This is a genomic window from Amycolatopsis regifaucium (assembly GCF_001613935.1).
Classification (GTDB): domain Bacteria; phylum Actinomycetota; class Actinomycetes; order Mycobacteriales; family Pseudonocardiaceae; genus Amycolatopsis; species Amycolatopsis regifaucium.
Genome location: NZ_LQCI01000004.1, coordinates 55,541 through 69,047, shown reverse-complemented (window position 1 = coordinate 69,047; position 13,507 = coordinate 55,541). Strand labels below are relative to the sequence as shown.

Annotated in this window: 11 protein-coding genes; 3 read left to right on the top strand and 8 right to left on the bottom strand. The window is 67.8% G+C overall.

The genetic code is table 11. The features are described 5' to 3' along the window. Positions 1 to 47 precede the first annotated feature (47 nt). The 5 genes from AVL48_RS07670 to AVL48_RS07650 all read right to left on the bottom strand — a co-directional run bounded on the left by AVL48_RS07670 (position 48) and on the right by AVL48_RS07650 (position 3,891). On the bottom strand, positions 48 to 905 hold the full coding sequence (locus tag AVL48_RS07670) for an oxidoreductase (protein WP_061981219.1): 858 nt from the start codon (positions 903 to 905) through the stop codon (positions 48 to 50). Continuing rightward, positions 902 to 1,675 carry a TetR/AcrR family transcriptional regulator gene (locus tag AVL48_RS07665; RefSeq protein WP_061981218.1) on the bottom strand — a complete coding sequence of 258 codons (774 nt, stop codon included), beginning with the start codon at positions 1,673 to 1,675 and terminating at the stop codon, positions 902 to 904. The genes AVL48_RS07670 and AVL48_RS07665 overlap by 4 nt, the downstream gene beginning before the upstream one ends. Positions 1,676 to 1,704: 29 nt before the next feature. Beyond that, entirely contained in the window at positions 1,705 to 2,118 is a 414-nt protein-coding gene (locus AVL48_RS07660; RefSeq protein WP_061981217.1) for a PGPGW domain-containing protein, read from the bottom strand. A gap of 106 nt (positions 2,119 to 2,224) precedes the next feature. After that, entirely contained in the window at positions 2,225 to 2,809 is a 585-nt protein-coding gene (locus AVL48_RS07655; protein ID WP_061981216.1) for an FMN reductase, read from the bottom strand. Beyond that, complete coding sequence (locus AVL48_RS07650) at positions 2,806 to 3,891, bottom strand: LLM class flavin-dependent oxidoreductase (protein ID WP_061981215.1); 1,086 nt, start codon at positions 3,889 to 3,891, stop codon at positions 2,806 to 2,808. The genes AVL48_RS07655 and AVL48_RS07650 overlap by 4 nt, the downstream gene beginning before the upstream one ends. Before the next feature lie 159 nt (positions 3,892 to 4,050). Between AVL48_RS07650 and AVL48_RS07645 the strand changes: the two genes are divergently transcribed. Beyond that, the gene (locus AVL48_RS07645; protein ID WP_061981573.1) at positions 4,051 to 5,478 is read left to right on the top strand and encodes a glycoside hydrolase family 76 protein; all 1,428 of its coding nucleotides are present in this window, start codon (positions 4,051 to 4,053) and stop codon (positions 5,476 to 5,478) included. Here AVL48_RS07645 and AVL48_RS07640 read toward each other — a convergent pair. Then, positions 5,462 to 6,403 (bottom strand): hypothetical protein, encoded by a 942-nt coding sequence (locus tag AVL48_RS07640; protein ID WP_244162351.1) that lies wholly within the window; start codon positions 6,401 to 6,403, stop codon positions 5,462 to 5,464. The two genes, AVL48_RS07645 and AVL48_RS07640, sit on opposite strands and share 17 nt — an antisense overlap. Before the next feature lie 284 nt (positions 6,404 to 6,687). Between AVL48_RS07640 and AVL48_RS07635 the strand changes: the two genes are divergently transcribed. Both AVL48_RS07635 and AVL48_RS07630 read left to right on the top strand, forming a co-directional pair. Further along, entirely contained in the window at positions 6,688 to 8,739 is a 2,052-nt protein-coding gene (locus AVL48_RS07635; protein WP_061981213.1) for a DNA gyrase/topoisomerase IV subunit B, read from the top strand. A gap of 29 nt (positions 8,740 to 8,768) precedes the next feature. Continuing rightward, entirely contained in the window at positions 8,769 to 11,255 is a 2,487-nt protein-coding gene (locus AVL48_RS07630; RefSeq protein WP_061981212.1) for a DNA gyrase/topoisomerase IV subunit A, read from the top strand. 163 nt (positions 11,256 to 11,418) lie between these two features. Here the strand turns inward: AVL48_RS07630 and AVL48_RS07625 are convergent, their stop codons facing one another. Beyond that, on the bottom strand, positions 11,419 to 12,636 hold the full coding sequence (locus AVL48_RS07625) for an acyl-CoA dehydrogenase family protein (protein WP_061981211.1): 1,218 nt from the start codon (positions 12,634 to 12,636) through the stop codon (positions 11,419 to 11,421). Then, the gene (locus tag AVL48_RS07620; protein WP_061981210.1) at positions 12,633 to 13,502 is read right to left on the bottom strand and encodes an SDR family oxidoreductase; all 870 of its coding nucleotides are present in this window, start codon (positions 13,500 to 13,502) and stop codon (positions 12,633 to 12,635) included. Before AVL48_RS07620 ends, AVL48_RS07625 begins: the two co-directional genes overlap by 4 nt. Positions 13,503 to 13,507: the final 5 nt, after the last annotated feature.

Genomic DNA, 13,507 nt, shown 5'->3' with positions numbered 1-13,507 from the left:
GCCCCCTTCATTGCGCTAGGCGCAAGCAAGGGGGCCTTCATGTACTTCTAGGCGAGGGCGTCGAGATCCGCGACGACGTCCTTGGGCAGTTCCAGGTCCGCGGCGGCGATGTTCTCACGCAGGTGCGGCAGCGAGGACGTGCCGGGGATCAGCAGGATGTTCGGCGACCGCTGGAGCAGCCACGCGAGCGCGACCTGCATCGGCGTCGCGTCGACCCGGCGGGCGCAGTCGTCGAGCACGCCGGACTGCAGCGGGGTGAATCCGCCGAGCGGGAAGTACGGCACGAACGGGACGCTGATGGCCGCGAGGGCGTCGAGCAACCCGTCGTTGGCACGCTGCGCGACGTTGTACTCGTTCTGCACGCAGACGACCGGCGCGATGGCGCGGGCTTCCTTGACCTGCTCCGCCGAGACGTGACTCAGGCCGAGGTGCCGGATCAGGCCCTGCTGTCGCAACTCGGCGAGGACCTCGAACGGCTCCGTGATCGAAACCGGGATCGGGAAGACGCCGTGCTCCCCCGCGAGCCGCAGGTTGACGACGTCGAGCACGTCGACGCCGAGGTTGCGCAGGTTGTCGTGGACCGCGGCGGTGAGTTCCTCCCGCGAGAGCGCCGAAGGCCAGCCCTTGTCCGGGGTCCGCTTCGCCCCGACCTTCGTGACGATGTGCAGATTCTCCGGGTACGGGTGCAGCGCCTCGCGGATCAGCTCGTTGACCGTGTGCGGGCCGTAGAAGTCGCTGGTGTCGATGTGGGTCACGCCCAGCTCGACAGCCTCGCGAAGGACGGCGATCGCGGTTTCGCGGTCACCCGGCGGTCCCCAGATGCCGGGGCCGGACAGCCGCATGGCGCCGTAGCCCATCCGGCTCACGGTGAGATCGCCGAGAGTGAGGGTGCCGCCTGGGCTCATGATCGCTCCTTGTGCAAGTGGGTTCCGCTCACCTTAGGCAGGGTCGCCCGGCTCGGCGCGCCCGGGAAGGGAGCAAGGGACCTTTGCTCTCGCCCGGGGCGCTGTCCTGCGCGAACGACCAGTCCGACGAGCTGGTTGGCCAGCCCTTCGGTCAGCCCGTCGACGAACATCTCGCGACCGGTGGGCGCTCCCCGTTCGGCCAGGACCGTCGCCACCGCCTCGCCCGGGTTCGCGTAGGGCCACAGGCCCGCGACGAGGATGAAGACCGCCTTCGCGAAGTGCCCGGCCGCCTCGGCGTCCAACGGGATTTGGGCGCGGACGACGTCCGCGAGCCGTTCGGTCCGCTCGGCGGCCCGGCTCTTGAACTTCCGTGCTGTCTCCACGGAGATGTTGCGTTCGAGCACGGCCGCCATCGTGCTGATCAGCTCGCACAGCAGGTGCTGCCGCGAGAGCGACTTCGCGATGACGGTCGCGACGCGCACTTCGTGCTCGTACCCAGGCTTCGCGGCACGAGGAGCGCCTAACTCGCCTTCAAGCTCGTCGAGCCACGCGACCCAGGTCGCGTCGAGGACTTCCAGGAAGATCGCCTCGCGGCTGTCGAAGTACCGCAGCACGTTCGACTTCGCCAGGCCGACGCGATCGGCCAGTTCCCGCAGGCTGATCCGGGAAACCGGCCGCTCGGCCAGGAGTTCGCGCGCCGCCCCGAGGATCGCCGTGCGCCGGACCGCCACCTGTTCCGGCCGCCGGGCGCGCTGAAAATCGGGGCCCACGCGCCGCACCGTACCAGACCACCCGGCTGTTATTCGGCCTTCGCGGCCCTCCGGTCCCGCACCCTCTTGTAGCTCCAGACCAGCAGCGCGAACAGGATGATCCCGGACAGGATCAGGCTCGAACCGGTGCTCCAGCCGCCGAGTGGCAGCCCGGGCACCAGCCCCCACACGACCCCGGCCGCCAGCAGGCACAGGCCGGCCAGCACCGAACCGGCGATGCGCAGCGGTGAAGAAACGCTGTCCTCGGCCGCCTTCATCGCCCTGTCCCGGATGGGATCGACGTATTTCTCCACCGCCGGGAACTCCGACGCCAGCACGAGCAGACCGGCGAGCACGAGCAACAGGCCCGGTCCGGGCAGCACGAGCAGCGCGATGCCGACCAGCAGGAGAATGCCGCCCGCGATCAGGATCAGCACCTGCTTCACGGGTTTTCCGATACCCACCGTTTTCTCCTCGCCGTCGTCGTCCCTCTCGATTGTGCCGGTCCGGCGGGAAACGCGCTGGTCCGGCCAGTCCCGACCCGCGGAGGCGACAGCAAAGGTCCCTTGCTCACTCCCCCGCGCGCAGCAGCTGCTCGAACGGCACGAACCCGCTGGCCGGGGCCGCCACCGTCCCTTCCCGGGACAGCCGGGAGGCGAACTCCCGCCCCGCCCGCGAAGCCCGCGTGTCGAGGTCACCCGGAGACGCCCAGTCCGACGAAGCCGCGTACACCGCCGTCGCGACGGGCTCGGCGCGTAGGTAGGCGAAGAGCGGACGCAGCGCGAAGTCGAGTACCAACGAGTGCCGTTCGGTCCCGCCGGTGGCACCGATCAGCACCGGCTTCCCGTCGAGCGCCTTCGGGTCCAGCACGTCGAAGAACGACTTGAACAGCCCGCTGTACGACGCGGTGAACACCGGCGTGACGGCGATCAGGCCGTCCGCGGCGGTCACCGTGTCGATGGCCGCGCGCAGCGCCGGGGAAGGAAACCCGGTCAGCATGTTCTTCGTGACGTCGATGGCCAGGTCGCGAAGTTCGATCACGTCGATCTGCACGTCCGGGAGCGCGGAAGACACCGCCGCGGCCAGCTTGTCCGCGAGCAGCCGCGTCGAGGACGGTTGGCTCAGCCCCGCGGTCACGACAGCGATCGTGGTCATGCGGTCACCGCCGAAGAAGCCTCGACAAGCGAAGCGTGCGTAGGCGCCTCAGGAACATGAGCCGGACGAAGCGAGTCGAGTTCCTTGCGCAGCACCGGAATCACGTGCTCGCCGAGCAGGTCGAGCTGCTCCAGAACGGTCTTCAACGGCAGCCCGGCGTGGTCCATCAGGAACAGCTGACGCTGGTAGTCGCCGAAGTGCTCGCGGAAGGTCAGCGTCTTGTCGATCACCTCTTGCGGGCTTCCGACGGTCAGCGGCGTCTGCTCGGTGAACTCCTCCAGCGACGGCCCGTGGCCGTACACCGGCGCGTTGTCGAAGTACGGCCGGAACTCCCGCACCGCGTCCTGCGACTTCGGCCGCAGGAACACCTGACCGCCGAGGCCGACGATGGCCTGGTCCGCTTTGCCGTGCCCGTAGTGCTCGTACCGCTCCCGGTACAGCTCGATCAACGCCTGGAAGTGCTCCTTCGGCCAGAAGATGTGGTTCGCGAAGAACCCGTCGCCGTAGTAGGCGGCCTGTTCCGCGATCTCCGGGCTGCGGATCGAACCGTGCCAGACGAACGGCGGCACGCCGTCGAGCGGACGCGGGGTCGAGGTGAACTCCTGCAGCGGCGTCCGGAACCTGCCGGACCAGCTGACCACGTCCTCGCGCCACAACCGGTGCAGCAGGTGGTAGTTCTCGATCGCGAGCGGAATGCCCTGCCGGATGTCCTGCCCGAACCACGGGTACACCGGTCCGGTGTTGCCACGGCCCATCATCAGGTCGACCCGTCCGTCGGCGAGGTGCTGGAGCATCGCGAAGTCTTCGGCGATCTTCACCGGGTCGTTCGTGGTGATCAGCGTCGTCGACGTGGAAAGGATGAGTTTCGACGTCCGCGCGGCGATGTAGCCGAGCATCGTCGTCGGAGAAGAAGGCACGAAGGGCGGGTTGTGGTGCTCGCCGGTCGCGAAAACGTCGAGACCGACCTCCTCGGCCTTGAGCGCGATCCGCACCATCGCCTTGATGCGCTCGTACTCGCTGGGCGCCTCCCCGGTGGTCGGGTCGGTCGTCACATCGCCCACCGTGAAGATTCCGAACTGCATGACCTGCTCCCTCTATCACCGGATCAGCTTTACTTGAGCGTTCAACCTTACGCGTGGAAGATGTATTCCCTGCCACCACCCCGCTGGTCCAGACCTTCGGCGCGAGCTGAACGAGTGACTTGGTCGGACGCGCAAGTGACCGCCCTCACACTCGAAGCCATGTGGCTCACTTCCCTGCTTGTGACAACGTTGACATTGGCACTCTCTCCCGCCACTCCCATCACTCCCGCCCCGTCCGTCACGGCGACCATCTGCGCGAAGTACTGCGACGGCCGCGATCCGGCGGTCGCCGTCGGCGACAGAAGTCCCGCGACGACGTCCGTCTGGGGTCGCGGCATCGTGCTGCACCTCTCCGACGGCGACAACATGGGCTGGGGCAGCATCGAAAACGGCGATCGGGGCGACGAGGTATGGCTCGACCGCTCTTTCGACGGCGGCCGCACCTGGGCCGGTGACAGCCGGATCGGCGACACGAAGATCCCCGCCGGCCACCGCGCCTGGCGGACCCTGATGTTCAACGGCGACGACCCCGCCACCCACCGTTTCGGCGCGCTTCGCGCCTGCGGCAAGGCCGGAAATCGCCCGGAAATCGCCTGCACGCCATGGTTTCGCACCACCGTCGCCGCGAATAATCGCGCCGAGGCGGCGGCCACCGCGCTGATGCAGTTCTACGACAACGGCACCGGGCTCTGGCAGACCACGGGCTGGTGGAACTCCGCGAACGCGCTCACCGCGATCCTCGACTACAGCACCCGCACCGGTTCGCAGAACTACCGCCACGCCATCGCCAACACCTTCGATCGCAATCGCGGCGACAACTTCACGAACGAATACATCGACGACACCGGGTGGTGGGCACTCGCCTGGATCCGCGCCTACGACCTGACCAAGGAGCGCCGCTACCTCGACACCGCCGTCATCGCGGCGAACTACATGTACTCCTACCGCGACGGTACCTGCGGCGGCGGTCTGTGGTGGTCGACGGCGCGGACGTACAAGAACGCGGTCACCAACGAGTTGTACGTCAAGGTCGCCGCTTCACTGCACAACCGCCTCCCCGGTGACACGGTCCAGCTCGCGCGGGCACGCGAGATCTGGGACTGGTTCCGCGCCAGCGGCATGATCAACGGAAGCGACCTGATCAACGACGGGCTGAACTCCTCGTGCGCCAACAACGGCGACGCCGTGTGGAGCTACAACCAGGGCATCGTCCTCGGGGCGCTGGTCGAACTGAACCGCGCGACCGGTGACGCCGCGCTGCTCACCAGGGCCCGCCGGCTCGCCGACGCCTCCACCACGGCGCCGTCACTGCATTCCGGCGGCATCCTGCGCGACCCCTGCGAGTCCGGCGACTGCGGCGCGGATGGACCGTCGTTCAAAGGCGCCTACGCCCGCAACCTCGGCGAGCTGGACCGAGCGCTCGCGGGCAGGCCGTACCGCGCTTACCTGACCCGCCAAGCGAATTCGACCGTCGCGAACAACCGCACCTCGCTCGATCAGCACGGCCTGCGCTGGGCCGGTCCGGTCGACCGGATCGACGCGGCCCGTCAGCACAGCGCGCTGGAGGTCCTCACGGCAGCCCTCTGACCACCGGCGTCGGGACGTGCAGCCAGGCGAGGACCTCGGTCTCCTTCTCCTGCACGAGCACCTGCCGGTAGCTCATCGTGTCGAGACCGGGGCCGCCCTGGTCCTGGACGTCCTCATGGAACCGGTCCGAGACGAGTACGACGACGGGCGACTCGTCCGGCGCCTCGGCGAGCGCGTCACGCAGCACGCGCGAGTCGAGCAGCCGGGCGAGCAGCACCTTCGGCCGCCCCGTCACGCCGTACTCGTCGAGCGTGACCTCTCCGGCGTGGATCGCGACGCGTACCCGGATCCGCAGCGCCGGATCGGTGACCACGTTGTACTTGGCCAGCTCGGCCGCCAGTTGTGAAAGCAGCGGGAGCAGCAGCCGGAACTTGGGGAAATGCGGCGGGACGACGACGATCATCCCGTCACCGGTATCCCGTTTGAGACACATGTTCCAGGAGATCCCGCTGGCCTCGAAGGCGTTCGCCAGCAGGCCGAAAAGCATCCGTCGCACCTGGACGAAGATGTCGCTGCTGCGCCCGACCTGGCCGAATCCGGCGATGTCGATCGAGAACAGCCCGCAGTGCATGCCGGATTCGACCCAGACCGTCCGCTGCGGGTAGAGGATCTTCTTCCGCAGCAGGGCGAGGTGGACGCAGGACACGGTGATCAACAGGATCGTGCCGAAGAACCACGAGAGGGCCATGGCCGTCTCGACCTCGCCCTCTGTCTCCCCGGTCGCGAGCAGCCAGATCAGCCCGAAGGAGGCGATGCCGTAGATCAGCACGTACAGCAACACGAACGGGCGGCGCAGCCGGATCGCCGCGTGCACGAACGGCAGGGGCGCGAGCAGCCCGAGTGACGCGATGACCACCACGAAATACCAAAGACTCACCACGCGCTGCGCGATCGACGCGCGCGTGGGACCGACTCCGACGGTCACTTCCCGATTCCCCCTGCCGCCCCCAGCAGTGTGACACTGGAAACCATAACGCCTCATCAGATGACTGTCAGGAGCAGGACCAGGGTAAAAGCACCGGTCTTCACGGACGGTCGCGAAAGGGCGACATCGGATGACAGGGCGTGGCCACGAACAGGTGTTCGCCACACCGAGGGCGCTGGAGAAGACGAACTGTCGGGGCTGCCGGATATCCTCCAGTACGGTGTCGCGTTGAACGCCACCTCCACGAGCAAGTTCGCGAGCCACGACTCCAGGAGAAAGACCCAGTGACTGCTGAGACCCTGTACGGGGCCGACGACCTGACGCATCTCGAGGGTCTGGAAGCGGTCCGCAAGCGCCCCGGGATGTACATCGGCTCCACCGACAGCCGCGGTATCAACCACCTGTTCTCCGAGGTCGTGGACAACTCGACCGATGAAGGTGTGGCGGGTCACGCCACGAAGATCGTGGTCACCCTGCACGCCGACGGCAGTGTCCAGGTCGACGACGACGGCCGGGGCATCCCCACCGGCACGCACGCCAAATCCGGTTTGTCCGGTGTCGAACTGGTGCTGACGAGGCTGCACGCCGGCGGCAAGTTCGGCGGCTCGGGCTACAAGACCTCCGGTGGCTTGCACGGCGTCGGCGCTTCGGCGGTGAACGCGCTGTCGCACCGCTTCGACGTCACCGTGAAGCAGAACGGCAAGGTCCACCAGATGTCGTTCGCGCACGGCGTCCCCGGCGTGTTCGACGGGCCCGGCCCGAAGGCGAAGTTCACCCGCAAGTCCGGGCTGAACATCACCGGGAAGATGAAACGCGGCGAGCGCAGCGGCACGTCGATCCGGTACTGGTACGACGCGCGCTACTTCGAGACAGGCTCTTCGCTCGACGTCGAAGGCGTCCGCACGAAGATGCGCAACACCGCTTTCCTGGTCCCCGGCGTCACGTACGTACTGCGCACCGCTGTCGACGACTCGATCAGCGAAGAGACCTTCCACTTCCCCAACGGCCTGTCCGACATGGTCGACTTCCTTTCCCCCGCGGGCGAAAAACCCGTCTGCGGCACGCTCTTCATCACCGGTGAGGGCACCTACAAGGAGAACGCGGCCGACGCCAACGGCGTCATGCAGTCCAATGTGGTGCGTCACGCGGAGATCGAGGTCGCGCTGCGCTGGGGCACCGGCTACGAGCGGACGGTGGAGTGCTTCACCAACACCATCCGCAACGTGCACGGCGGCACCCATCGCCGCGGTTTCGACCGCGCGGTGCTGAAAGCCTTGCAGGACGCCATTTCCAAGACCCGCGGGCTGCTGAAGCCCAAGGAGGACATGCCGACCGTCGAGGACGTCCTCGAAGGCATGACGGCGGTCGTGCACGTCCGCCTGCCGGAGCCGCAGTTCACCTCGCAGACCAAGGACGAGCTGTCCACCGCCGGGATCACCCGGGTCATCCAGGGCGTCGTCGACAAGCACATCCGCGCCTGGACCGAAGAGCGCAAGACCAAATCCGAGGCCAAGGTCGTCCTGCAGAAGGTGGTCGACGCGTCACGCGTCCGGCTCACCCAGAAGCAGCAGAAGGACGCGGCCCGGCGCAAGACCGCGCTCGAAGGCGCGGCCATGCCGCCGAAGCTGGTCGACTGCCGCACCACCGGCGTCTCCCGCAGTGAACTGTTCCTCGTCGAGGGTGACAGCGCGCTCGGTTCGGCGCGGATGGCGCGCGTGTCGGAGTACCAGGCGCTGCTTCCCTTGCGGGGCAAGATCCTCAACGTCCAGAAAGCCTCGCTCGGTGACACGCTGAAGAACGCCGAGATCGCCTCGATCGTGCAGGTGCTCGGCGCCGGCAGCGGGCGCACGTTCGACCTGTCGACCATGCGCTACGGCCGGGTGATCCTGATGGCCGACGCGGACGTCGACGGTTCGCACATCCGGACGCTGCTGATCACCCTGTTCGCCAAGTACATGCGCCCGGTGATCGAGGACGGCAGGCTGTACGCCGCGATGCCGCCGCTGCACAAGCTGGTCACCAAGGGCCGGAACCCGGAAACCCACTTCACCTTCTCCCAGAAGGAGATGGAGACCAAGTACGCGGCGCTGGAACGCGCGGGCAAGCAGATCGTCACGCCGGTGCCCCGGTTCAAGGGTCTCGGCGAGATGGACGCCGACGAACTGTGGGACACCACGATGAACCCGGCCACCCGCTCGGTCCGCCGCATCACCCTCGACGACGTCGAAGCCGCGGAGAACGCGCTGGAACTGTTGATGGGCGAGAAGGTCGAGCCTCGCCGCAACTGGCTGGTCGAATCCTCCGACCGGGTCGACCGCGAAGCCATCGACGCCTGATTTCGTTGCTATTCAAGGAGCTTTGAGCAATGGCACGCCGTAAGGGCACCACCACCAAGGTCGACCCCTCCGCGTTCGACCGGCCCGGCGCGAACGTCTTCGACAACTCGCTGAAGACGGAGATCGAGGATTCGTACCTGGAGTACGCCTACTCGGTCATCCACTCGCGGGCGCTCCCGGACGCGCGGGACGGGCTGAAGCCGGTGCACCGCCGGATCATGTACTCGATGAACGAGAACGGCTACCGGCCGACGCACGCGTACGTGAAGTCGTCCCGCGTGGTCGGTGACGTGATGGGCAAGTACCACCCGCACGGCGACACGGCGATCTACGACGCCATGGTCCGGCTGGCGCAGGACTTCTCGCTCAACGTCCCGCTGGTCGATGGGCACGGCAACTTCGGCTCGCCCGACGACGGCCCGGCCGCCTCGCGGTACACCGAGGCGCGGCTCTCCCCCGAGGCGATGCTGCTGGTCGGCGAACTCGGCGAGGACACCGTCGACTTCCGGCCCAACTACGACGGTTCGCTCGAAGAGCCGACGGTGCTGCCTGCCGCGTTCCCGAACCTGCTGGTCAACGGCACGTCCGGGATCGCGGTCGGGATGGCGACCAACATGATCCCGCACAACCTCACCGAGGTGATCGGCGCGGCGCGGTGGCTGATCAACCATCCGAACGCCACGCTCGACAAGCTGATGGAGTTCGTCCCGGGCCCCGACCTGCCGACCGGTGGTTCACTGCTGGGCTTGGACGAGGTCCGCCGCGCCTACGAGACCGGCCGCGGGGTGGTGCGCATGCGCGCCGGTGCCGAGACCGGACCGCTGGAAGGCAGCCGCGGCCGCCAGGCGATCACCGTCACCGAACTGCCGTACGGCGTCGGCCCGGAGAAGGTGATCGAGAAGATCACCGACGAGGTCAACAAGTCCAAGCGGCTCACCGGGATCGCCGATGTCAAAGACCTCACCGACCGCGAGAACGGCACGCGGCTGGTCATCGAGTGCAAGGTCGGTGTGAACCCGCAGGCGCTGCTGGCGGATCTGTACCGGCTCACGCCGCTGGAGCAGTCCTTCGGCATCAACAACCTGGTGCTGGTGGACGGGCAGCCGCAGACGCTGGGGCTCAAGGCGCTGCTGGAGGTCTTCCTCAGCCACCGCTACGAGGTCGTCACCCGCCGCACGCGCTACCGCCGCCGCAAGCGCGAAGAGCGCCTGCACCTGGTCGACGGCCTGTTGATCGCCTTGCTCAACATCGACAAGGTGATCAAGCTGATCCGCGAGAGCGAGAACGCCGCGGCCGCGAAGGACGGCCTGATGAAGCGGTTCAAGCTCTCGGAGATCCAGGCGACCTACATCCTGGACACGCCGCTGCGCCGGCTCACGAAGTACGACCGGATCGAGCTCGAGGCCGAGCAGGACAAGCTGCGCGAAGAGATCGCCGAGCTGTCGAAGATCCTCGACGACGAGTCGGTGCTCAAGAAGGTCGTCTCGGCCGAACTGGCCAAGGTCGCCAAGGACCACCCCACCGAACGCCGCACCGCGCTGATCGACGGCGACCTCAAGGAGGTCCTCGCCGCGTCGAAGCCGTCGGGTCCGCTGGAGGTCGCCGACGATCCGTGCCAGGTGATCCTGTCGGCCACCGGGCTGGTGGCGCGGACGGCCGCGGAATCGGAGGAGGCGTCGGAAGTGCGGCGCCGCAACGGCCGCGTCAAACACGACTCGGTGGCCGCCGTCGTGCACTCGACCGCGCGCGGTCAGGTGCTGCTGGTGACCAACCGCGGCCGCGCGTTCAAGACCGACGTACTGCCGCTGCCGGTGCTGCCCGAGCAGGCGGGCACTGTGTCGCTTCGCGGCGGAATGGCCGCGAAGGAACTGGTGCCGCTGGAGAAGGGCGAGCGCGTCATCGGGCTGGCCCCGCTCGGCGAGCAGGCCGCCGGCTCCCCCGGACTCGCCCTCGGCACGAAACTCGGCGTGGTGAAGGTGTGCTCGCCGGAATGGCCGGTCCGCTCGGACGAGTTCGACGTGATCAGCCTGAAGGACGGCGACGAGGTCGTCGGCGCCACCTGGCTCACCGACGGTGAGGAGACACTGGCGTTCCTGTCGTCCGAAGCGTCGCTGCTGCGCTACCCGGCTTCGCTGGTGCGGCCGCAGGGCCTCAAGGGCGGCGGCATGGCCGGGATCGCCGTGCGCGGCGAGGCGGAAGTGGTCTTCTTCGGCGCCGTCCGTACGGATGACGCCGAGCACGGCGAGCCGATGGTCGTCACCGCGACCGGTTTGAGCGTGAAGGTGACGCCGTTCAGCGAGTACCCGGCGAAGGGCCGCGCGACCGGCGGTGTCCGGGCACAGCGGTTCCTCAAGGGCGAAACGCGACTGGCCGTCGGCTGGATCGGCCCGCGTCCGGCCGGTGCCTCGCGTACCGGTGACCCCGTGGAGCTGCCCGAGGTCGACGTCCGGCGCGACGGCTCCGGCCACGCGCACCCCGGCCCCGAGGTCGTCGGCCACCTGATCGAACGCGGCTGACCCCCGCCGCATTCAGTCCTCCGGATGCGGCCACCCCGCGCGCTTCCCACTTGGCGCAAGCGCAATGAAGGGGCCTTTCATCGCAAATTTCGCGATGAAAGGCCCCTTCATTGCACGCGCGCCGGCCGTCCCACCCGCGTGATAGCAAAGGTCCCTTGCTCCCTCAGCGGCCCAGCAGGCCCTTCGCGATGTGCGTCACCTGGATCTCGTTGCTCCCCGCGTAGATCATCAGCGACTTCGCGTCCCGCGCCAGCTGCTCGACCCGGTATTCGGCCATGTACCCGTTGCCGCCGAACAACTGCACGGCCTCCATCGCGACTTCGGTGGCCGCCTCCGACGAGTACAGCTTCATCGCCGAAGCCTCGGCCAGCGTCGGCATCTTGCCCGCGCGCAGCGTCTCGATCAGCTGGAACACCATGTTCCGCACGTTGATCCGCGCGACCTCCATCTTCGCCAGCTTGAGCTGGATCAGCTGGAATCGCCCGATCTCTTGGCCCCACAGCTTCCGGTTCTTCGCGTAGTCCACGCAAAGCCGGTGGCATTCGTTGATGATCCCGAGCGCCAGCGCCGCGACCCCGATCCGCTCGACGGCGAACCCGGACTTCACCTCGGCCTTGCTGTCGCCGTCACGGCCGGTCTCGGATTCGCCGAGCAGCCTGTCCCGGCCGAGCCGGACGTCGCTGAAGAACAGCTCACCGGTCGGCGAGGACATCATGCCCATCTTCTTGAACGGTTTGCCCTGCGTGAGCCCCGGCATGCCCTTGTCCAGCACGAACGTCAGCACCTCGCGGTCCCGCACGGCGGCGCCATTGCCTTCGTCGAGCTTCGCGTAGACGATGATCGTGTCGGCGTAGGGGCCGTTGGTGATGAACGTCTTCTGTCCATTGAGGACGTACTCGTCGCCGTCACGCCGCACCGACGTCTTCATCCCGCCGAAAGCGTCCGAGCCGGAGTCGGGTTCGGTGATCGCCCACGCGCCGACCTTCTCGAAGGTCGCCAACCCGGGCAGCCAGCGTTCCTTCTGTGCCTGCGTGCCCTTCGTCAGGATCGTCTGCGCGGTCAGCCCGATGCTCACCCCGAGCGACGCGACGATGCCGAGGCTGACCCCGGCCAGTTCGCTCACCGCGATGAGCGCCATCGCCTCCTGCCCGCCGAAGGCCAAGCCGCCACCCGAACCGGACCCAGGGGACTTCGAGAGCAGTTTCGACACCGATTCCCGCGCGAGCGCGTCGATGCCGAAGGAGGCGAACATCTTCCGGATGATGTCGTACGGCGGCAGCGTCCCGCTTTCCAGCGCGTCCAGCTGCGGCCGGATCTCCTTGTCGACGAACTCGCGGATCGCGTCCCGGATCAGCAGTTCGGTCTCGGACCATTCGATCACGGCAGCCTGGCCGCGATGTCGTCGATCGTCCAGGCTTCCTCGGTTTCGATCACCTTGACGTCGTGCCAGCCGGCGAGTTCCGAGATCGCCCCGCCCTGTACCGCGAACACCTTGCCGGTGAGCGGGCACTTCTCGGTCGCGAGATAGGCCACGAGCGGTGAGATGTTGGCCGGGGAGAAGGCGTCGAACTCGCCTTCGTCGACCTCCTGCGCGAAGATCGCGCCCATGCCCGGCGTCGCCAGGGTGAGCCGGGTACGCGCGATCGGCGCGATCGCGTTGACCCGCACGCCGTAGCGTTCCAGTTCCTCGGCCGCGACCAGCGTCAGCGCGGCGATGCCCGCCTTCGCGGCGCCGTAGTTGGCCTGCCCCGCGTTCGGCAACGTGGTCCCGGACGCCGAGGCGGTGTTGATCACCGAACCGGCCACCTGCTCACCGGCCTTGCTCGCCGACTTCCAGTACGCCGCCGCGTGCCGCAGCACGGCCGCGTGCCCCTTCAGGTGCACGGCGATCACGGAATCCCACTGGGATTCCTCCATCCCGGCGATGAACGCGTCGCGCAGGATGCCCGCGTTGTTCACGACGACGTCCAGCCTGCCGAACTCGCCCACCGCTTGGGCGATGAGTTCCTCGGCACCCGTCCAGTCGGCGACGTTCGCCATGTTCGCCACGGCCTTGCCGCCCGCCGAACGGATCTCGTCGACGACCTCCTGCGCCGGACCGGTGTCGGCCCCGCTGCCGTCGTTCGCCCCGCCGAGGTCGTTGACCACGACGCTCGCGCCTTCGGCCGCGAACAGCAACGCGTGCTCGCGGCCGATCCCCCGGCCGGCGCCGGTGATGACGGCGACCCGCCCGTCGAGTGCTCCCATGACTT

Excerpts from the sequence above, each read along its gene's own strand:
- AVL48_RS07655 (WP_061981216.1), bottom strand. The coding sequence starts at position 2,809 with ATGACCACGATCGCTGTCGTGACCGCGGGGCTGAGCCAACCGTCCTCG.
- AVL48_RS07650 (WP_061981215.1), bottom strand. The coding sequence starts at position 3,891 with ATGCAGTTCGGAATCTTCACGGTGGGCGATGTGACGACCGACCCGACC.
- AVL48_RS07630 (WP_061981212.1), top strand. The coding sequence starts at position 8,769 with ATGGCACGCCGTAAGGGCACCACCACCAAGGTCGACCCCTCCGCGTTC.
- AVL48_RS07670 (WP_061981219.1), bottom strand. The coding sequence starts at position 905 with ATGAGCCCAGGCGGCACCCTCACTCTCGGCGATCTCACCGTGAGCCGG.
- AVL48_RS07645 (WP_061981573.1), top strand. The coding sequence starts at position 4,051 with ATGTGGCTCACTTCCCTGCTTGTGACAACGTTGACATTGGCACTCTCT.
- AVL48_RS07620 (WP_061981210.1), bottom strand. The coding sequence starts at position 13,502 with ATGGGAGCACTCGACGGGCGGGTCGCCGTCATCACCGGCGCCGGCCGG.